Origin of the sequence: Arthrobacter sp. UYCu712 (assembly GCF_040547005.1) — a bacterium.
In the GTDB taxonomy this organism is placed as follows: domain Bacteria; phylum Actinomycetota; class Actinomycetes; order Actinomycetales; family Micrococcaceae; genus Arthrobacter.
In genome coordinates this window covers 196,363-215,597 of record NZ_JBEPOZ010000003.1, presented here as the reverse complement: position 1 = coordinate 215,597, position 19,235 = coordinate 196,363, and the positions used below count along the sequence as shown (strand labels likewise).

Sequence of the window (19,235 nt, the reverse complement as noted above, 5' to 3'; positions counted from 1 at the left end):
CGGCGTCCCGGTGGGCTTCCACGGCCCCAGTACTCCTCCACAGCCGGCTGGCGCGGGACGTTATCCACTTGGACCGGCTCCCTGCTTACCGGTATGCCAGGGAGCGGGCAGAGTCGAGACAGCCGGCATTCCCGCCGGAACCCGTGAAAGGAAAACACATGTCGAACCATCGAGCCGCGCCCGCAGAACACCCCCGAATCACGGCAGAAGCCGGAACCGCGGAAGTCCACGAGATCTTTCCCGGCGCCCGCACCGCTGTCCCGGTCCGCGGCGGCGGCAGCCGGCGGATCGGCCCGGCCGAGGCCGGCATGGCCACGGCCGAGTACGCCATCGCCACCCTGGCCGCGGTGGGGTTTGCCGGGGTGCTTGTATTCATCATGCGCAGTGACGAGGTCCGGGGCTTCCTGCTCAACCTCATCCGCACGGCCCTGGCGTTGCCGTGACGTCCCGGGAGCCCGTCGCCGGGAAGGCATGCAGGCGGGCGGCCCGGACACCGCTGCGGGGATCCCCGGGAGCCGCGTCTCCACCGGCCGGCGGCCGCTGGCGGGACCAGCCGGATCCCCGTTGCGGCTCCTGTCAGGGAGCGGTAACAGCTGAGTTCGCCGTCGCGCTGCCCGCCGTCATGCTCTTACTGGCCCTGCTGCTGGCCGGCTCGGCCGCAGGGGTGACGCAGCTGCGATTCGAGGAAGCCGCCCGGGCCGGGGCACGGGCCCTTGCGCGGGGCGAGGGCGCTGCTGCAGTTGACGTAATCGTCCGCCGGCTGGCCGGCGAGTCAGCGGTGTCGGCCGTGGCGGACGACGGCGGCTGGCTCAGCGTCACTGTCTCCGGCCGGGTGCCGGGCTCCGTGGGCTCGCTTGTCCCGTGGACCCTGACCGCGCGCGCCTGGGCCCGGGGCGAGTCCTCCCCGGCGGCTTCCGTCGCCCCGGCTCCGGATGCCCGGAATCACCCGTCCGTCGGGCGGCGCGCATGAAGGGATCTCGTGCCGTCTCAGTAAACCCGGAGCCGCCGCCGGAGCGCGGCTCGGGAACAGTTCTAGCCGTGGGTCTGGGGCTGGTCCTGATCATGGCGACAGTCGTGGCCCTCCTCCTGGCCCAGGCGGCCGTGATGGCGTCGCGGGCCGCTGCCGCTGCCGATCTGGCGGCGCTGGCGGCAGCGGATGCGGCCCGGGGAATCACTGCGGGCCAGCCGTGTGCCGTCGCTGCGGAAGTGGCGCGGCGAAACAACGCACGGGTCCTCAACTGCACCGAAGGGACCGGCGAAACGGTTCAGGTCCGGACCGAGCTCAACATCGGAACCATGCTCGGGGCGGCCACAGGGTTGGCACGCGCCGGTCCTCCACCCCCGGGAACCGCGCCGTAGCCACGGCCAGTCCCGGGCGGACCCGGCTCAGGCCTGGAGCTTGGTCGCGGACCGGTCCGCGAGGCTATGCGCCGCGTCGTGCGCCGTGTCGGCCACCGGACCCCCGCCTTCCGGACCGGAATCCATCCACTCGGCCGCGTCCTTCAACAGCACACCGATCAGCGTCACGGCGGCGTCCTTGTCCAGGGGGTTGTTCTTATTGCCGCATTTGGGCGACTGCACGCAGGACGGGCAGCCGGACTCGCATTCGCAGGCCTTGATGGCGTCGCGGGTGGCCGTAAGCCAGACCCTCGCTTTGTCGTAGCCGCGTTCGGCGAAGCCCGCGCCGCCCGGGTGCCCGTCGTACACGAAGATCGTGGGCACCCCAGTGTCTGCATGGATGGCCGTGGACACCCCGCCGATGTCCCACCGGTCGCTGGAGGCCACGAGGGGCAGCAGCCCGATGGCGGCGTGTTCGGCGGCATGTAGGGCCCCGGGGAACTGCGCCTCGATCAACCCCGCGCCGGTCAGGGAACGGTTGTCCATCACAAACCAGACGGCCTTGGTGAACAGGTCCCGGGCGCCGAGCTGGAGCGGTTCCTCGCCGAGGATCTCGTTGGAAATCAGCGCTTTTCGCTGGAAGGAGACCACCTGCGTTGTTACTTTCACGTCCCCGAAATGCACAGCCACATCGCCCCATTGGGTGGTGCGCTGGGTCTCGAGCACTTCGATCTGGGTCACGTCCCGGGCGGTGGTGTAGTAGTCCGGATTGGCGCGGCGGACCATCACGCAGTGATCGTCCTCGTTCAGGTCCTCCACCACGTAGCTGTCACCCTGGTGGACGTACACGGCTCCGGTATGGGCCTGGTAGTGCGTCTGCGGCGAGTCCATGGTCCCCAGCAGGGAACCGGTGTCGGCGTCCACAATGCTTACCGGGCCGCCGCCGTCGGCCCGCAGGTTCACCATGGCGGCCGCGCTCTGCGGGTGGGTCCAGAACCAGCCGGCGGGACGTTTGCGCAGGTAGCCCTGGGTCACGAGCTGGTCCAGCAGCTTTTCCGCCGTGCCCCCGAACAGCTCCAGCTCGGCGTAGCCCAGCGGAAGTTCAGCGGCGGCGGCACACAGGTGCGGGCCCAGCACATAGGGATTGGAGGGGTCAAAGACGGTCGCTTCCACCGAGACGTCGAAGATCGCCTCCGGGTGATTCACGAGGTACGTGTCCAGCGGATCGTCGCTCGCCACGAAGGCGGCGATGGCATCCTGGCCGGCGCGCCCGGCCCTGCCGATCTGCTGGAACAAAGACGCCCGGGTGCCCGGCCAGCCGGCGACCAGCACCGCGTCGAGCCCCGAGATGTCGATGCCGAGCTCCAGGGCGGAGGTGCTGGAGACGCCTAGGAGTTCGCCGGACCGGAGGGACCGCTCCAGGGCCCGCCGCTCCTCCGGAAGGTAGCCCGAGCGGTAGGCGGCGACGCGCTGCGGCAGGCTGGGATCCACCTCGTCCAGGAGCCGTTTCGTGATCGAGGCGATGGTCTCCGCGCCGCGCCGGGACTTGATAAAAGCAATGGTCCGGATCCGGGAGGACACCAGGTTGGCCAGCAAATCCGCGGTTTCGGCCACGGCGGTCCGGCGCTCCTTGGCGCCGTTTTCGCCGCGGAGCTCGGTCAGGGCGGGTTCCCAGAACGCCACCGTCGTGGAGCCGTGCGGGGAGGAGTCCTCGGCCACCGCGCGGACCGGCGCGCCGATGAGCCGGCCGAACGACTTGCCCGGTTCGGAGGCCGTGGCGGAGGCGGCGATGAACACCGGACCGGGATGGGAGCCGCCGGGGCTGTAGTAAGCGCAGATGCGGCGCAGCCGGCGCATGAGGTTGGCCACATGGGATCCGAAGACCCCGCGGTAGCTGTGGGCCTCGTCCACGATCACGTAGCGCAGCCGGCGGAAGAACCGGGCCCACCAGGCGTGGTTGGGCAGGATGCCGAAGTGGAGCATGTCCGGATTGGCCAGGATGAAGTTGGCATGGTCGCGGATCCAGCGGCGCGAGGCCGGATCGGTATCGCCGTCGTAGGTTTCGGCCCGGACCGTGGGGAGGTTCAGCGCCCGGATGGCGGCCAGCTGGTCGGCCGCCAGGGCCTTGGTGGGGGACAGATAGAGCGTGACGGCGCCGTCGTCGTGGATCTTGCCCGGATCGGCGAGGACACGCAGCTCGGACCGGTGGATCGCGTCCAGAGCCGGCAGTTGGTAAGCCAGCGACTTGCCGGAGGCCGTCCCCGTGGCGATCACGACATTTTCGCCGGCGTGGGCCAGTTCGGCGGCCTCGATCTGGTGGCGGTACGGCTCGTGGATCCCCAGGGAGCCATAGGCGGTCACCAGTTCGGGATGCGCCCACCCGGGCCACGGCGCGTGCACGGCCTGGCGGGCGGGGATGGTGCGCACATGGCGGAGCTGCTCCGGGTCCGGGCCCCGGCCCAGCAGTGGAATCAGGGACTCATGTGGGTTCACTCAGACATTCTTTCACCCGGGCTCAAATCGACCGGGCGAGGCGTCAGCTCACCGACAGGTCCGAACCTTCGTCCGAGGCCGAGAGCATCAGCACCTGGCAGACCGTGCCCCAACCTAGGTGGGAGTACAGTTTCTGGCCGTCCGATGAGGCCAGCAGCAACCCGGTTTCGACGTCGTGCTCGAACGCCTGCGCGGCCAGGGCCTTCATGATGAAGCTGCCAAGCCCGCGCCGTTGATACCCCGGCTCCGTGACGATCCTGTCGAAGATCGCCGTGCGGTCCACAACGAAGACCTGCCCGCTGGCGGCAATTTCGCCTCCGGCATGGACCACGGCACGGTGGACCCGGCCGGTCTCGGAGGTTGACAGCTTCAGGTCGTCGTCGGAGAGCCAGGGGTCCTCGGAGTCTTGGGTCTCCATATCGACGATCATCATCGTCTGGGTAGCGGACGTGACGTTGAGCCCGTGGGTCTGCGCCAACGCGGTGAATCGGGCCACGTCATTGGTCAGGACGGTGAGGATACGGGCCGGGACTTCGGCGGTGCGGCCGGCCAGCAGCGCGAACTCGGAATCCGAGGGATCGTGGGCGAAATACTCCCACTCGCGGGTTGAGTCCGCGCGCAAAGCCGCCGGGAACCGGCCCTCCCGGCGCGTCTCATACCCACGACAGCCGGCCCATCCGGCCACCCAGATTTCCAGGAGGTGGGTGGTGTCTTCAACCATGGCGTCAAGACTCATGAGATGAGCGTATTCCAGCCCCGCCACAAGCAACAGTGGCCGGGTCCGGGAACCGGACTTGCTTACGAAATTGTGACCGGACCGCTGACCAGCCCGCTCTCGACGCCGGTCCTTCCGTGCCCTGCGGTCCGTCACCGAAGCATCGGGTGCTCCGCCAATCGGACCCTCCAGTACCCTTAAATACGTGGCTTTGAACCGAATTGTGCTCTTTTACGGCTTTACCCCCCTCGCGGATCCCGACGCTGTCCGTCTCTGGCAGCGTGCCCTGTGCGAAAAACTCGGGCTGACCGGACGCATCATCATCTCCAGGGACGGCATAAATGCGACCGTCGGCGGCGAACTCCAGGCGGTCAAGCAGTATGTGAAGACCACCCGCGAATACCAGGGCTTCCACGGCATCGACGTGAAGTGGTCCGACGGCGGTGCCGCGGATTTCCCGCGGCTGAGCGTCAAGGTGCGGGACGAGATCGTGTCCTTCGGTGCGCCGGGCGAGCTCAGGGTGGATGCCAGCGGCGTCGTAGGCGGCGGCAGGCACCTCAAGCCTGCGGAACTCCACGAACTCGTGGAGGCCAGGAAGGCGTCCGGCGACGAGGTCGTCTTCTTCGACGGGCGCAACGGCTTCGAGGCCCAGATCGGTAAGTTCAAGGACGCAATCGTCCCGGACGTCGCCACCACCCACGACTTCATCAAGGAACTCGACTCCGGCAAATACGACTCGCTCAAGGACAAACCTGTCGTCACCTACTGCACAGGCGGCATCCGGTGCGAGGTGCTCTCCAGTCTGATGGTGAACCGCGGTTTCAAAGAGGTCTACCAGCTCGACGGCGGCATCGTCCGCTACGGCGAGGCCTTCAAGGACCAGGGACTGTGGGAGGGCTCGCTGTACGTGTTCGACAAGCGTATGCACCTCGAATTCAGCGAGGACGCCAAGACGATCGGCGAGTGTGCCCGGTGCGCAGCACCCACCAGCAAGTTCGAGAACTGCTCCAACCCGGCGTGCAGGACCTTGACGCTCTACTGCGCGGATTGCGCCGCCAGCCCGGAAACCCTCCGCTGCCCCGACGGCTGCCCCGACGGCTGCGCCGCCTGAGGCACGATCCGGACGTTTGACCGGCCGGGAAGCCCCTAGATGCGGCTCACACGGTATGCAAAGTTCGCCGCTTCGTTCGCATCCACTTTGATCGAGAGCGACGCATCGGCAACCAGTTGCACCACGTTCACCCTGGTCGTCCCGCACCGGAGACTCAGATCCACGAGCTCGTTCTCACCGCTCTCGATGGAAAAGGACACCCTGCGGGTGCTCCGGCAGGCCAGGGTCAGGGCATACGTGCCCTTGGGCAGCTCGGTTGTGGTCTCTTTCACTTCCTCGTCGGCCTCGAGCGTCCCGAAACTCGTATGGAAGACCTGCCCTTGGGCGTCGGGCAACACCTCCAGGACCCAGGCATCGAGTTCGGCCCCTTCGGCGGGCTGGTTCAGGTGGGGATCCTGCGTCCGCGTGGCATCCGTGAAGGTCGGTGTGGGCTGCCCCGACCCGTCATCGCTGGAAAGGCCGTCGTCGTACTCATAGGCGCAGCCAGCTAACACGAGGCCCAGTGCGAGCGTGGTGGAGAGCGCGATGGCAGCTGCCGCGGTTTTAATCCGTGGCAGCCTCGTTCCCGGCACAGTTCCCCGCACAGGCATGCCCAGACTCTAAGCGCGACGGAACGAATTTGCCAGAGTCTAACGGCCCGGACCGGACCGCCCCTGTGGGGCGCCCGAGCGGCCCGCGCGACCCGGCGGGGCCCGGACCGGACCGCCCCTGTGGGGCGCTCAACAGGCGGCGCCGGCTCGCGCCTCCGGCACCCCGGCCTGGGCCGCTACGGCGCCGGGCCTCCCGGACCGCCGGGGCTGATCCGGAAGCCGGCGACGGCTCCGGTGCCGGGTTCGGAGCTGTTCCTGACGAGCTGGACCCAGACCCGTCCGGCTTCCAGCTCCAGCGCGGTCTCGACCAGGGCGCCGCAATCAAGGCTGAGCTGAAGACTGCCGCCCCCGGGGCGGGTGTCCTGCGAAACGAACAAAAGCGCATTCGGTGTGCCGACGCACGCGACGGAGACGGCATGGGTGCCCTTCTCCGCGGACCGGAGGGAGTTGCGGAATCCGCTGCCGCCGATCCCGCCTGCCCCCCGCATCAGGACATCCTCGGGGCCGGTTCCCAGAATCCGGTCTAGCTCCGCCATGTTCCGGGCTTCGGTCGCTACTAGCTCCGGCTCCTGGGTAGGCAGGGGCGCCCTGGGCGGAGAAGTCCGGGCGGTCGGGCTGGCAGCGGCGGCGTCCAGGCCGACGTCGTCCGCATATTCGCATCCGGCCAGTCCCGGGGCGCCGACGGCGAGGGCCAGCGCGAGCGCAGCCCGGCGCGTCCCTCGCAGACCCCGGGCAGCAGACATGCCCCTGAGCCTACTGGCTGGCGCCGGGAGCGCAAGGCAGCAAGGCCGCCAGGCGTGTCAGCTGGCGGGCGCCAGCTGGTAGGCGAAAATGAGCGGGGCGTCCACGCTGGCCGCGCTGATCTGCACGGTGCCGTCCGCGGGCACCTTGATCCGGGCCGTCTCGCGGCTGCCGTTGCAGGCGGCCCCTGCCTCGGTCAGCCGTGTCCCGTCGAGGGAGACGTCGAAGAAGGCCTTGCCTCCGCCGTCGCAGCTCATGGTCAGGGTGTAGCTGCCGGCCCGTATTGCGGCCGTCTTCACGATCGGATTCCGGTTGAGGATCTTGCCCGCGTCTTCGAACACGATTCCGGTGGCCGAAGGAAGGGCGGTGGCCTTCCACGCCGGCACATCGGCTGATTCGATGGAACCCGCGGCCGAGCAGGCCGAGGCCGCGAACAGGATGGCGGCACCGGCCGCAGCGCCGGCGAACCGCCGCCGCAGCATCGGGGTGCCGGGCAGGCGAAGGGAACGGAAGCGCATTTCACCAACTTACCGGTTGCCGGCGGGTCGTTCGGACCGGGGTCGGGTCGTCCGGACCGGGGTGGGGGCGCCCTGCCTGCCTTAGCCCGCAATCAGTTCGAGCACTTTTCCCTGGTGCAGGGCAAGGTACACCCGGTCGCGGAGGCGGTTCGCCGCGTCATCAGTCAGCGTGCGGTCAAGCGGCTGCAGCACCAGCCGGAGGAGCACATTCACCTGCTCCGGCGCCATCCGGAGACGTGCGACGGCGGCGGCGGGGAGCGCCTCCGCCGCGGTCACCGCCAGGATCTCCAGGGCGGCCAGCACATCGGACTCCGGGCCCAGCGTGGTGCGCGCCAGGTCGCCCAGCAGCTCGACGTCGGCGTCATCAGCCGACCCGAGGACGAGGGAGAGGTCGCGACGGACCTCGGGCAGGACCGACACCGGGCGGTAAGGGTCCAGATCCAGCATCTGCGTCCGGACGGCGGGGTTCTCCGAGCGGAGCAGCCGGATATCGGCCATTCCCTTCCGCAGCATCAGGGCACGGTCCAAGCCCATGCCCAGGGCGAGCCCGGCCCAACGTCCCGGGTTCAGCCCGGAGCCGCGCAGGATGTGCGAGCCGACGATGCCGCACTCGGCCAGCTCCAGCCATTCCCTGCCGCCGTCAGGCAGGGCCACCAGCACATCCAGTTGCTGGCCGCCGTCCGTGTAGCTGTGGGCCGACGGGGTGGCCCGCCACTGCACGTCCGGGTACAGCGCGGCCGGCAGCACGGCTTCCACGACAGCGGCCATCATCCTGTGCAGTTCGGCGGGACCGAGCAGGCCGCGGGCCTTCAGGCGCCACAGGTCCACCTGGTGCGGGGCGCCCACATGGGTGCGGTCAATCGAGTCGCGCCGGTAGACCAGCCCGGGCAGGACGTGCAGCCGGTCGTAGTGCCCGAGCTCGCCGCGGAGCGAGTCCAGCAGGGCCGGCATCCCGGCGGACGTGTGGCTGCGCAGCATCACTGTGGGACTGACGTGGCGCGAGTAGCGCGAGTCCCTGGTGACGTCGTCCGGGGAGTAACCCAGGCGGTCGTAGTTGTCGGCCGTCGCGACGAGCGGGCTGAGCCGGTGCATCGACGTCCCGACGTTCCAGAGCCGTTCCAGCCCTGCCGTCACGTCATCGAGCACCAACTGCAGGGCGTGCGGGCCGGCGGCGGGATCGCTGAGGTCGCGGAGGTCCAGGGCGGAGTGCAACTCGGCTGGGGTCAGGTACTTCTTCATGAGGGGGGGGGTCCTTCGTGTCAGGGCGGCGGGAAGTGGGAACTCACCCTCAGCCACTGCACCGGACGGACCCCGGCGGCTGCAGTTATGCGCGCGTCGCGTAGCCCGTGCGGCCGGAAAGCGGCCGAGGGCTGATAAATCGCTGCTGCATCTGCATGGCTCAAATGCTACGGCACGCCCGTGCGGAACATCCGCCGGACCCCCTTGACCTTGACGTTACGTCAAGCTTTAGAGTGAGAGGACACGCAGGAAAGCACCCGGGACACGGGAGGAGGGCCGCCACTTGGACTGGTCCGTGCAACAGATCGCCAAGTTCGCCGGCACCACCAGCCGGACCTTGCGCCACTACGACGACATCGGGCTGCTCAAGCCCAGCCGCACCGGCGACAACGGATACCGGTATTACGACCAGACAGCACTCGTGCGGCTTCAACGCATCCTGCTCCTGCGTGGCCTCGGACTCGGGTTGCCGGTGATCGCCGACGTGATCAGACACGAATCGGACGCGGCACGAGCCCTGGGCCGCCACCTGGAGTGGCTCCGGCAGGAACAGGACCGGCTGGCCCGGCAGATCGCCTCGGTCCAGCAAACCATCGCAGCAGTGAAGGAAGGAGGAGAGATCATGGCAGAGAAGATGTTCGACGGCTTTGACCACACCCAGTACAAGGAGGAAGTGGAGGAACGGTGGGGCGACGAAACATATGCCACGTCCGACGCCTGGTGGCGGGGGATGGGCCCGGCCGGCCAGGCCGCCTGGAAGCAGCGCTCGCAGCAGCTGAGCGCCGACTGGATGGCCGCGGCGGCGTCAGGCATGGCGCCTGACAGCGGGCCGGCGCAGGAACTGGCACGCCGCCAGGTCGAGTGGCTCACCGGCATTCCGGGCACACCCGCGTCCGCCGCGGGAGGCGGCGCGGACGTCAAGGGCTATGTGGCCGGGCTGGGCGAGATGTATGTGGCAGATCCGCGTTTCGCCGCGAACTACGGCGGGGAGGCCGGAGCGGCCTTCGTCCGCGACGCCCTCCGGATCTACGCCGGGAAGCACCTCTGACCAGGCACCTCTAAACTTGTCCGGTGACTGACTCAACGCATTTCACCGACGGCAACGTCCCCGACGCACCCCGCAGCGACCTCCCCGGGCTCCTCGAACTGCTGGCCGCGGACCTGCGGACCATCGGCTACACCGTCGACGGCGTGGCGGGGCTGCTCGGCCCGGCCGCGCACTCAGCCCTCAGCCGGGACCAGCTCATCCCGGCGCTGATCGTCACGGAACGCGCCGCCGGCGGTGAGCGGACGACGGCGGCGCTCGCCGCCGTCGTCCGGCTGTGGCTGCTGGCGGAACCGCAGCCGGCCGGCACCCTCGATGCTGCCCTGCCCGGTATCCGCACCGCAGGCCTGCTCGACCTGGGCCTAGTGGAGCAGTCCGCGGAGGGCCTGGTGCACGCGCGGGCGGACCTCCGGCCCTACGGCTGGGACGGCGCGGCCGGGACCGACGCCGACGGGACCGAGGCGGGCGGCGGCGCTGAGCTGTGGGTGGCCAGCGACCTCGCTGCCCACCAGAGCGCCGGCGTACTGCGCCATGACCATGTGCTGGGGATCGGGCAGGCCTCGACCACCCTGGTGCAGGTCACCGCCCGCCGGCACGTGGCCCGGGCCCTCGACCTCGGGACCGGCTGCGGCATCCAGACCTTCCACCTGCTGCACCACGCGGAGCATGTGACAGCTACCGATATCTCCGAACGTGCCCTCGCGTTCACGCGCTTCAACCTGCTGCTCAACGCCGAAGCGCTGCACGTGGATCCGGCCGACCTTGAGGCCCGGGTGAGCCTGCGGCTGGGTTCGCTGCTGGAACCCGTGGCGGGCGAGGAATTCGGGCTGGTGGTCTCCAACCCGCCGTTCGTCATCACGCCCCGCAGCCCCGGCGAGGCCGCGGCGGAGCAGTTCACCTACCGCGACGGCGGTCTCCCGGGGGACGGGATCGTCTCCTCGCTGGTCCGGGAGCTGCCCTCGGTCCTGGCCCCGGGCGGAACGGCCCAGCTACTGGGCAACTGGGAGATCCCCGCGGGCTCGCCCTGGGCGGACCGGCCGCAAAGCTGGGCCAGCCCGGAGACCGACGTGTGGTTCATCCAGCGTGAGCAGGTGGGGCCCGAGCAGTACGCGGAGACATGGCTGCAGGACGCCTCCGAATCCCGGGACCGCAGGCTCTACCAGGACTCCTACGCCGCATACCTGGACGACTTCGCGGCCCGGAACGTCGAGGCCATCGGCTTCGGAATGATCTGGATGCGACGCCCGGCCGACGGTGCGCGCCCGGTGGTCTCGCGCTTCGAGGAGATCACCTACCCGATCGAACAGCCCGTCGGGCCGCACCTGGGCGCCGCCATCGAGCGTGCGGACTGGCTGGCCGGCCAGGCGCTGGCCGACGCGCACCTGCTGGTCGCCGAGGACGTAACCGAGGAACGGCACCAGCGTCCCGGGGCCGAACACCCCGGCGTCATCCTGCTGCGCCAGGGTGCGGGACTCCGCCGTACGAACCTGCTGAGCACCGAGCTGGCCGGCTTTGTCTCAGCGTGCGACGGCGATCTGACCGTCGGGCAGATCATCGGCGCCCTCGAGGCTCTCCTGGGCGGCTACGACGGTTTCGACGCCGGGTCGTTCCGCGGCGCGCTGCTCAGCGAGGTGGGGAACCTGGTCCGCGACGGCTTCCTGCTGCCCGCCTGACGGCTGCGCGCCCTCGTGGCCGAAGCGTGGCAGGACATATGCCGCGACGGCCAGGGCCACCAGGACTCCGCCCGCCCCGGCGACCAGGAAGCTCAGGCGCACCGGCAACAGCGCGCCCAGCAGTCCGCTCAGGGCCAGTGCGGCAATGGACCCGGCCCGGGTCCGTCCGCTGACAATGGACGACGCCGTGGCCAGCGTGCGGGAGTCCCGGGTGTCCGCCAGCCGTCCCGCCCAGGGGGCCAGCAGTACCAGCGGCAAGGCCGAGCAGAGCAGGTAGGCCGCCACCAGCCAGGGTCCGGCAACCGGCGTCTGGCCGGCGGCGGCAAGGTTCTGCAGGTGCAGCATGACGCTGACGACGACGGCGCCCATGCCGGCGGTCGCGGCGAAGCGGGCGCTGCTGGCGAGGAGGAAGTCGCGGTTGCGCCAGAGCGGCTGCAGGGTCCGGCCCATTCGCCGGCAATTTATGAAGCACCTGTTTCATAAATAGCAAACTACGCCCCTGGCGAAAGATAGTGTCAAACATTTCTTTCATAGTTTGGCGGTGCTCGATAGACTGGTTTCGTGAATGCAGAAACCCCAATGGCGGAGTCGCCGGTTCCGCCGTCCGCCAAACGCCGGCAGCGCCCGGAAAAGAAAGTGGAAATCACTGATCCGAAGGCGATCCGGGCGCTCGCCCATGCCGCCCGGCTGGAGGTCATTTCCGAGCTGTATTCCACCCAGGTGAGCCGGACGGCCACCGAGCTTGCCGCGCAGACCGGCCTCACCCCGAGTGCCATGAGCTACCATCTGCGCGCCCTGCAAAAGTGGGGCATCGTGGTTCCGGCCGCCACCGCCGGCGATGCCCGCGAACGCCGCTGGAAAGCCGCGGGCACAGACTTCACCATCAACTCCGGCGGGGGAGTGGCGAGTCCGGAGTTCGCCGTGCTGGACCTTGAGCTGGACGCCTACCGCCGCCGCGTCAACGCCTACGCCAAGGCCCGGGACGAGCGGCGCAAGCGCGGCGAACCGGCCGACTCCTCCGTGGTGCTGGCCAGCAACCTGCTGTACCTGACGCCGGCCCAGCGGACCGAACTGACGGAGCGGCTCTTCGACCTCCTGCGCGACTACGAGCTGGAAGACCCCGACCACGTGCCCGAGGGTGCCGAACGCATGGCGACCATGTGGTCCATGATCCCGGATGACCGCGGCAGGGCTCCGGCCGCCGGCGCCCCCGGGGCCGGCTCCTGACACGCCCGGCCTGAGCCCCCCAGGTGGCCCCGGCCGGCTCTCCGGCCGGCCCCTCACGTGGCCTCCGGCCGGCCCCTCACGGGGGTGGCCTCCGGCCGGCCCCTCGGGCGGGCCGTCCGGCCGCCACAGGCGGGCGACCCATTACGGCCGGAAGTCGCCGCGGGAAGCCCGGGTTTTCCACCCGGATGCGCGGGAATCTGCAAAATATGGTGAACTAGGCGGGTATGGGCGCATCTGCCCGAGCAACCTTTTTCTGTAGGAGCACCGTGCCAAGCAAGGCCAAAACCGGCAAGAAACTCGTGATCGTAGAGTCTCCCGCCAAGAGCAAAACCATCGCCAAGTACCTCGGCGACGGCTTCATCGTGGAGGCCTCCATCGGTCACATCCGCGACCTTCCGCAGCCCTCGGAGCTCCCCGCGGAACTGAAGAAGACGTCGGTCGGCAAGTTCGCCGTCGACATTGAAAACGACTTCAAGCCCTATTACGTGGTGTCCTCGGACAAGAAGAAAAAGGTCGCCGAACTCAAGGCGCAGCTCAAAGATGCCGACGCTCTTTATCTCGCAACCGATGGGGACCGCGAGGGCGAGGCCATCGCGTGGCACCTGCTGGAAGTGCTCAAGCCCAAGGTTCCCGTCTACCGGATGACCTTCGGTGAAATCACCAAGGAAGCCATCCACCGCGCCATGGACAACCTGCGCGACGTCGACCAGGACCTCGTGGACGCCCAGGAAACCCGGCGGGTCCTGGACCGCCTCTACGGCTACGAGATCTCCCCGGTACTGTGGCGCAAAGTGGCCCGCGGCCTCTCCGCCGGCCGCGTGCAGTCCGTCGTCACCCGCATGGTGGTGGACCGCGAACGCGAGCGGATGGCCTTCAAGGCAGCCTCCTACTGGGACCTCACCGGCCAGTTCGGCACCGGTTCCGGCTCCTTCAAAGCCAAGCTCGCCGCCGTCGACGGCGCAAAGGTCGCCAGCGGCCGGGACTTCAACGACAGCGGCGAGCTCACGTCGCGCAACGCCGTCCACCTCAACGAGGAGCTCGCCACCTCGCTCGCGGCGGGGCTGCAGGAGGCCGACTTCCGCGTCCGCTCCGTCGACACCAAGCCGTACACCCGCCGCCCGACCGCGCCGTTCACCACCTCCACCCTGCAGCAGGAGGCAGGCCGCAAGCTGCGCTTCTCCTCGAAGAGCACGATGCAGGTGGCCCAGCGCCTCTACGAAAACGGCTACATCACCTATATGCGTACGGACTCGTCCGCGCTGAGCAACGAGGCCGTCACGGCCGCCCGGCGCCAGGCCTCCGAGCTGTACGGGCCCGAGTATGTGCCCCAGTCGCCGCGGGTCTACAGCGGCAAGGCGGCGAACGCGCAGGAAGCCCACGAGGCCATCCGTCCCGCCGGTGACTCGTTCCGCACCCCGGCCCAGGTGGCCAAGCAGCTCTCCGGCGACGAATTCCGGCTCTACGAGCTCATCTGGAAGCGCACCGTCGCCTCGCAGATGGCCGACGCCAAGGGCTCCACCGCCACCATCCGCCTCGGTGCCGTGACTGTTGGAAACCCGGCCGATCGCCGCGACGCCGAATTCTCGGCTTCCGGCACCGTCATCACCTTCCCCGGCTTCCTCGCCGCATACGAAGAAGGCAAAGACGAAAGCCGCGGCGACGACGAGTCCGAGGAAGCGCGCCGGCTGCCCAACGTGGCCAAGGACGACGCGCTCACCGCCAACGAGATTGTCGCCGTCGGCCATGAGACTTCGCCGCCGCCGCGATTCACCGAAGCATCGCTGACCGCGGAGCTGGAAAAGAAGGGCATCGGCCGTCCGTCGACCTATGCCTCCACCATTTCCACGATCCAGGACCGCGGGTACGTCCGGAAGCAGGGCTCCGCGCTGGTCCCGAGCTGGATCGCGTTCTCCGTGATCCGGCTCCTTGAGCAGCACTTCCACGACTACGTGGACTACGAGTTCACGGCCGACATGGAAGCCGACCTCGACAAGATCGCCAACGGCCAGGCGGCCGGACCGGCCTGGCTCAAGCACTTCTACTTCGGTGCGGACTCCGAGCCCGGCCTGCTGAGCATCGTCAACAACCTCGGCGAGATCGATGCCCGCGAGATCAACTCCATCCCCATCACGGACGGGATCACGCTGCGGGTCGGCAAGTTCGGCCCGTATCTGGAAAGCTCCGTCGCGACCGTGGATCCCGAGACCGGCGAAGTGGTTGAAGCGGCCCGCGCCAACGTTCCCGAGGACCTGGCCCCGGATGAGCTCACGGCCGCCAAGGCAATCGAGCTGATGGAAACCGCGGCACCGGAAGAGCGCGTGCTCGGCACGGATCCGCACACGGGGCATACCGTAGTGGCCAAGAACGGCCGCTACGGCGCCTACGTCACCGAGGTCATCCCGGAAATGACCGAGGAGCAGCTCGCCAACCAGCCCGTGGAGTACTACAAGAACGGCAAGCCCAAGCCGCCGAAGAAGCCCGTCAAGGCCAAGCCGCGCACCGGATCCCTGTTTGCGTCCATGAGCGTGGACACCATCACCCTGGATGAGGCCCTGCAGCTCATGAGCCTGCCCCGGGTGCTGGGCCAGGACGCCGACGGGAACCCGATCACGGTGCAGAATGGCCGCTTCGGCCCGTACCTGAAGAAGGGCACGGACTCGCGCTCGATCGGCTCCGAGGAAGAAATCTTCACCATTACGCTCGAACAGGCGCTGGAGATCTACTCGCAGCCCAAGCAGCGCGGCGCCCGCGCCGCCGTCCCGCCGCTCGCGGAATTCGGCCCGGACCCGGTTTCGGAGAAGAACATCGTGGTGAAGGAAGGCCGCTTCGGCCCGTACATCACCGACGGCGTCACCAACATCACAGTGCCGCGCACCACCTCGCTCGAGGAACTGACCCGGGAACGCGCCGTCGAGCTCCTTGCCGAAAAGCGCGCCAAGGGACCGGTCAAGCGCACAACGACGGCCCGCAAGGCTCCCGCCCGCAAGGCTGCCGCGAAGAAGTAGGAGCCGCCACACCGACTTCGCCGGAAGCGCGCGGGTTCGCCGGAAGTTTCCGGCGAACCCGCAGCGGACCGGCGAATTCGCGTTTGCGGACGGGGGGCGCGGCGTGATCGAGTAGGACTATGACTGAAAAGCCGACTCCCGTGGACATCCAGCCGCTGAACGACCTCGAAGAGAAGCTCGCCCGGGGCGAGCAGCCCGACGCCAACCCGGTCGACGTCATCCTGGCCTTCCTCAACAACGAGGTCTACGTGGTCAGCTCCGACGCCCTCGAAGGCGCCGACTCCCAGGTGGAGCCGCTCGTGCTCGCCAATTCCTCCGGGAAGCCGGTCCTGGCCGTGTTTTCGCACCCCAGCCGCGTCGGTGAGCAGTACCTCGCGGCCGCGCCCAACGTGCTGGGCACCCAGGGCGCCGCGATCATCGGCAACCTCGGGGACGAACTCGGCATGGTGATCAACCCCGGTGCCGCCTTTGGGTTCGAGATCGATCCGGAAGGCGTCGCCAACATCCGCCGAGACTTCAAGCCGTCCGACGAATCGGACGACGCTCCAGGGCAGGACGGCCCGCAGGCCTGACCGCAGTTAGGCCAGCCGCCTCACCGGAGGAATAATGGCAGCATGCGTCTTGGCGTCCTCGATATCGGCTCAAATACTGTCCACCTGCTGCTGGTCGACGCGCATCCGGGCGCACGCCCGGTGCCTTTCGCCTCGCATAAGCGGCCGCTGTCCCTGGTCCAGTTCCTCGACGGCGCCGGAAACATCAGCGACGCCGGCCAGCATGAGCTGATCGAGTTCGTCCTCGAGGCCTGGGAATTCGCGGCCAAGCACAAGGCCGACGACCTCCTGGCCTTCTGCACCTCCGCAATCCGCGAAGCCACCAACGGCCCGGCCGTCCTGGCCCGGGTCAAGCATGAGACCACGGTGACGCTCCAGGAGCTGACGGGCAGCGAGGAGGCGTCCATGACGTTCTTTGCCGTCCGGCGCTGGTACGGATGGGGCGCCGGTCCCATCCTGGACCTGGACATCGGCGGCGGTTCCTTCGAGATGGCCTACGGACAGGACGAACTCCCCGAACTCGCGATGTCCGTCCCGCTCGGAGCGAGCCGCCTCACCCGGGACTGGCTGCACGAGGACCCTCCCTCGGCCAAGAGCGTCAAGGAACTGCGGCGCCATATCCGGGCCACGCTCAAGCCGGTAGTGCGGAACTTCGAACGGCTGGGCCGGGCGAACCTCGTGGCCGGAACGTCCAAGACCTTCCGCTCGCTGGCCCGCATTGCGGGGGCAGCCCCCAGCGCCGCCGGCCCCTACGTCAAACGGGAACTGTTCGCCACGGACATGGGCCTCTGGGCGCAGCGCATCTCCGCCATGGAGGTGGAGGACCGGCTGCATCTTCCCGGCGTCTCCGAGGCACGGGCGCCCCAGCTGCTGGCAGGGGCACTCGTGGCGGAGGCCGCCCTGGAGCTGTTCGAGTTCCCGAGCCTGGAGATCTGCCCGTGGGCCCTGCGTGAGGGGCTTATCCTCCGGCGTCTGGACCAGCTGGTCTTCGACGGGCCTCTGGAACCCGCACCGCATGTGGGCCGGGCCCAGTCAGCCGCCGCGATGCGGTCGACCGAAGGCCGCGGCGCCGACATCCGGTAAGCGCTGCCCGCCGGTCCGGTGTCGATCCGGACGCGGCCCGTTCGTTTAGTTGGTGAGAGGCCGGCAACCAGCCGGCCGAACCGTTAAGGAGGACACCGCAATGGCACAGTACCTGCTCAGCGTCTACCAGCCCGTCGGACCGGCCCCGGACCCGGAAATCCTAGCGCCCATCATGCGGGACCTTGAAGCCCTGAACCGCGAGATGAAGGCTGCCGGCGCCTGGGTGTTCGCAGCCGGGCTCCACCCCACTCAAACCGCCACAGTCGTCCGGCAGCAGGGCACCGAGGTGCTGCTCACGGACGGTCCCTTCGCCGAGGGGAAAGAGCACCTCGGCGGGTTCACCGTCATCGACGCATCCGATCTCGACGCGGCGCTGGGCTGGGCGGGGAAGCTCGCCCGGGCCACCACCCTGCCCATCGAAGTCCGGCCCATCCAGCACTAGCGGCACTCACATGGCGCACGCCAGTGAGCCCCCGGCCCCGGCCGCCGGACCGGGCCGGTCCGGCCCGTCCGCGGAGGCGGAAATCGCCCGCGTCTTCCGGCAGGAGTACGGACGTGCGGTGGCGGTCCTGACCCGCATCTTCGGCGACATCGACATCGCCGAGGATGCGGTCCAGGATGCCTTCGTCGCCGCGGTGCAGCGCTGGCCTTCCGCCGGCATGCCGCCAAGTCCGGCCGGCTGGATCATCACCACCGCCCGGAACCGCGCGATCGACCGGCTGCGCCGGGAGGCCAGCCGGGACGGCCGGCAGGCCAGCGCTGTGCTGCTGCAGGCAGCCCGGGCGGGCGATCCGGATGCGTCGCCCGAGGAACAGCTGCTGGCGGAACTGTCAGGGGAGGGTACGGTGTCCGATGATCGGCTGCGGCTGATGTTCACCTGCTGCCACCCGGCGCTGAACACGGCAGTCCAGGTGGCGCTGACGCTGCGGCTGCTGGGCGGACTGACGACGGCGGAGATCGCCCACGCCTTCCTGGTGCCGGAGGCGACCATGGCCCAGCGCCTGGTCCGGGCCAAGGCGAAAATCCGGGACGCGAGGATCCCCTACCGGGTGCCCCAGGGTGCCGAACTCCCGGCGCGGCTGCAGGCGGTGCTCGCCGTCGTCTACCTCATCTTCAACGAAGGCTACAGTCCCAGCTCCGGCGCCGGCCCCGTCCGTGCGGAGCTGTGCCAGGAAGCGATCAGGCTGGGCCGGCTGCTGGACGCGCTGATGCCGGATGAAGCCGAAGTGAAGGGCGTGCTGGCGTTGATGCTGCTGATCGAATCACGACGCGCGGCCCGGCTGGATCCCTCGCATCCGGACGCCGACGCCGGGCAGGTGCTGTTGCCCGGCCAGGACCGGCGGCTGTGGGACAGCGGGCTGATTGCCGAGGGCCAGGAGCTGGTGCGCCAGTGCCTGCGGCGGAACCAGCCCGGCCCGTACCAGCTGCAGGCTGCGATCAACGCAGTCCACAGCGACGCCGCCGACGCGGCGGAGACGGACTGGGGGCAGATCCTCCGGCTCTATGACCAACTCCTTGACGTCGCCCCCGGCCCGGTTGTCGCCCTGAACCGGGCAGTCGCCGTGGCCGAACTCGAAGGCCCGGACGCCGCGTTGCGCCTCGTCAACGGGCTCGGGCTGGTTACCTACTACCTCTTCCATGCTGTCCGCGCCGATTTCCTGGTCCGGCTGGGCCGTACTGACGAGGCCGCCGCGGCGTACACGGCGGCGTTGCCGCTGGCGGGCAATGCCGCCGACCGGAAATTCCTCGAGGCCCGTCTGCGCGGCCTCACCGGTACAGCGGGTTGATCGGCGGGGCGTGATCGGGGCGGCGGTTTGAATGAGTGAGCGCCGGGCGATTCCGCAGAAGAAATTGGGGGAATTCTTCTGCAGCCGCCCGGCGCCATCATCATCACTCGCGCCTTGGT

Annotated in this window: 18 protein-coding genes; 12 read left to right on the top strand and 6 right to left on the bottom strand. The window is 69.0% G+C overall.

Annotation, left to right across the window (positions count from 1 at the left end; all coding sequences use genetic code 11):
* Positions 1–143: 143 nt before the first annotated feature.
* From ABIB51_RS04740 to ABIB51_RS04730, 3 genes are all read left to right on the top strand, one after another.
* Positions 144–443 carry a DUF4244 domain-containing protein gene (locus ABIB51_RS04740; protein ID WP_502916072.1) on the top strand — a complete coding sequence of 100 codons (300 nt, stop codon included), beginning with the start codon at positions 144–146 and terminating at the stop codon, positions 441–443.
* A 179-nt stretch (positions 444–622) separates the two neighbouring features.
* Positions 623–970 carry a TadE family type IV pilus minor pilin gene (locus ABIB51_RS04735; RefSeq protein WP_502916071.1) on the top strand — a complete coding sequence of 116 codons (348 nt, stop codon included), beginning with the start codon at positions 623–625 and terminating at the stop codon, positions 968–970.
* Positions 967–1,359, top strand: a complete 393-nt coding sequence (locus ABIB51_RS04730; protein WP_354185966.1) for an Rv3654c family TadE-like protein — start codon at positions 967–969, stop codon at positions 1,357–1,359. Before ABIB51_RS04735 ends, ABIB51_RS04730 begins: the two co-directional genes overlap by 4 nt.
* A 27-nt stretch (positions 1,360–1,386) precedes the next feature.
* Here ABIB51_RS04730 and ABIB51_RS04725 read toward each other — a convergent pair whose 3' ends face one another.
* Both ABIB51_RS04725 and ABIB51_RS04720 read right to left on the bottom strand, forming a co-directional pair.
* On the bottom strand, positions 1,387–3,831 hold the full coding sequence (locus ABIB51_RS04725) for a DEAD/DEAH box helicase (RefSeq protein ID WP_354185964.1): 2,445 nt from the start codon (positions 3,829–3,831) through the stop codon (positions 1,387–1,389).
* Positions 3,832–3,874: 43 nt separating this feature from the next.
* The gene (locus tag ABIB51_RS04720; RefSeq protein ID WP_354185962.1) at positions 3,875–4,567 is read right to left on the bottom strand and encodes a GNAT family N-acetyltransferase; all 693 of its coding nucleotides are present in this window, start codon (positions 4,565–4,567) and stop codon (positions 3,875–3,877) included.
* A gap of 184 nt (positions 4,568–4,751) precedes the next feature.
* On the opposite strand from ABIB51_RS04720, the gene trhO reads away from it, so the two are divergent.
* The gene (gene trhO, locus ABIB51_RS04715; RefSeq protein ID WP_354185960.1) at positions 4,752–5,657 is read left to right on the top strand and encodes an oxygen-dependent tRNA uridine(34) hydroxylase TrhO; all 906 of its coding nucleotides are present in this window, start codon (positions 4,752–4,754) and stop codon (positions 5,655–5,657) included.
* A 35-nt stretch (positions 5,658–5,692) separates the two neighbouring features.
* On the opposite strand, the gene ABIB51_RS04710 is transcribed toward trhO, so the two are convergent.
* The 4 genes from ABIB51_RS04710 to srmL all read right to left on the bottom strand — a co-directional run bounded on the left by ABIB51_RS04710 (position 5,693) and on the right by srmL (position 8,745).
* Complete coding sequence (locus ABIB51_RS04710) at positions 5,693–6,247, bottom strand: DUF6023 family protein (RefSeq protein WP_354185958.1); 555 nt, start codon at positions 6,245–6,247, stop codon at positions 5,693–5,695.
* 176 nt (positions 6,248–6,423) lie between these two features.
* Positions 6,424–6,990, bottom strand: a complete 567-nt coding sequence (locus tag ABIB51_RS04705; RefSeq protein ID WP_354185956.1) for a hypothetical protein — start codon at positions 6,988–6,990, stop codon at positions 6,424–6,426.
* A 57-nt stretch (positions 6,991–7,047) separates the two neighbouring features.
* Positions 7,048–7,506 (bottom strand): DUF6023 family protein, encoded by a 459-nt coding sequence (locus ABIB51_RS04700; protein WP_354185954.1) that lies wholly within the window; start codon positions 7,504–7,506, stop codon positions 7,048–7,050.
* A gap of 81 nt (positions 7,507–7,587) precedes the next feature.
* Positions 7,588–8,745: a PheS-related mystery ligase SrmL gene (gene srmL, locus ABIB51_RS04695; protein WP_354185952.1), complete on the bottom strand. Its 1,158-nt coding sequence runs from the start codon at positions 8,743–8,745 to the stop codon at positions 7,588–7,590.
* 283 nt (positions 8,746–9,028) lie between these two features.
* Between srmL and ABIB51_RS04690 the strand changes: the two genes are divergently transcribed.
* The 8 genes from ABIB51_RS04690 to ABIB51_RS04655 all read left to right on the top strand — a co-directional run bounded on the left by ABIB51_RS04690 (position 9,029) and on the right by ABIB51_RS04655 (position 19,116).
* Entirely contained in the window at positions 9,029–9,793 is a 765-nt protein-coding gene (locus tag ABIB51_RS04690) for a MerR family transcriptional regulator (protein WP_354185950.1), read from the top strand.
* A gap of 23 nt (positions 9,794–9,816) precedes the next feature.
* Positions 9,817–11,463: a DUF7059 domain-containing protein gene (locus ABIB51_RS04685; protein ID WP_354185948.1), complete on the top strand. Its 1,647-nt coding sequence runs from the start codon at positions 9,817–9,819 to the stop codon at positions 11,461–11,463.
* Between the two features lie 561 nt (positions 11,464–12,024).
* Entirely contained in the window at positions 12,025–12,690 is a 666-nt protein-coding gene (locus tag ABIB51_RS04680) for an ArsR/SmtB family transcription factor (protein ID WP_502916070.1), read from the top strand.
* A gap of 266 nt (positions 12,691–12,956) precedes the next feature.
* Positions 12,957–15,695, top strand: coding sequence for a type I DNA topoisomerase (gene topA, locus ABIB51_RS04675; RefSeq protein WP_354185946.1), 2,739 nt, complete (start codon positions 12,957–12,959; stop codon positions 15,693–15,695).
* A 119-nt stretch (positions 15,696–15,814) separates the two neighbouring features.
* Entirely contained in the window at positions 15,815–16,267 is a 453-nt protein-coding gene (locus ABIB51_RS04670; protein WP_354185944.1) for an SseB family protein, read from the top strand.
* Positions 16,268–16,309: 42 nt separating this feature from the next.
* The gene (locus ABIB51_RS04665) at positions 16,310–17,329 is read left to right on the top strand and encodes a Ppx/GppA phosphatase family protein (RefSeq protein WP_354185942.1); all 1,020 of its coding nucleotides are present in this window, start codon (positions 16,310–16,312) and stop codon (positions 17,327–17,329) included.
* A 100-nt stretch (positions 17,330–17,429) separates the two neighbouring features.
* Positions 17,430–17,771, top strand: a complete 342-nt coding sequence (locus ABIB51_RS04660; protein ID WP_354185940.1) for a YciI family protein — start codon at positions 17,430–17,432, stop codon at positions 17,769–17,771.
* A gap of 10 nt (positions 17,772–17,781) precedes the next feature.
* A complete protein-coding gene (locus tag ABIB51_RS04655) occupies positions 17,782–19,116 on the top strand; it encodes an RNA polymerase sigma factor (RefSeq protein WP_354185938.1) in 1,335 nt (444 codons plus the stop codon).
* Positions 19,117–19,235: the final 119 nt, after the last annotated feature.

What these genes read in the sequence shown, in the direction of transcription:
- ABIB51_RS04735 (WP_502916071.1), top strand. Translation starts at nt 623, where the DNA reads ATGCTCTTACTGGCCCTGCTGCTGGCCGGCTCGGCCGCAGGGGTGACG.
- ABIB51_RS04730 (WP_354185966.1), top strand. Translation starts at nt 967, where the DNA reads ATGAAGGGATCTCGTGCCGTCTCAGTAAACCCGGAGCCGCCGCCGGAG.
- ABIB51_RS04720 (WP_354185962.1), bottom strand. Translation starts at nt 4,567, where the DNA reads ATGAGTCTTGACGCCATGGTTGAAGACACCACCCACCTCCTGGAAATC.
- ABIB51_RS04710 (WP_354185958.1), bottom strand. Translation starts at nt 6,247, where the DNA reads ATGCCTGTGCGGGGAACTGTGCCGGGAACGAGGCTGCCACGGATTAAA.
- ABIB51_RS04705 (WP_354185956.1), bottom strand. Translation starts at nt 6,990, where the DNA reads ATGTCTGCTGCCCGGGGTCTGCGAGGGACGCGCCGGGCTGCGCTCGCG.
- ABIB51_RS04700 (WP_354185954.1), bottom strand. Translation starts at nt 7,506, where the DNA reads ATGCGCTTCCGTTCCCTTCGCCTGCCCGGCACCCCGATGCTGCGGCGG.
- srmL (WP_354185952.1), bottom strand. Translation starts at nt 8,745, where the DNA reads ATGAAGAAGTACCTGACCCCAGCCGAGTTGCACTCCGCCCTGGACCTC.
- ABIB51_RS04670 (WP_354185944.1), top strand. Translation starts at nt 15,815, where the DNA reads ATGACTGAAAAGCCGACTCCCGTGGACATCCAGCCGCTGAACGACCTC.
- ABIB51_RS04665 (WP_354185942.1), top strand. Translation starts at nt 16,310, where the DNA reads ATGCGTCTTGGCGTCCTCGATATCGGCTCAAATACTGTCCACCTGCTG.
- ABIB51_RS04660 (WP_354185940.1), top strand. Translation starts at nt 17,430, where the DNA reads ATGGCACAGTACCTGCTCAGCGTCTACCAGCCCGTCGGACCGGCCCCG.
- ABIB51_RS04655 (WP_354185938.1), top strand. Translation starts at nt 17,782, where the DNA reads ATGGCGCACGCCAGTGAGCCCCCGGCCCCGGCCGCCGGACCGGGCCGG.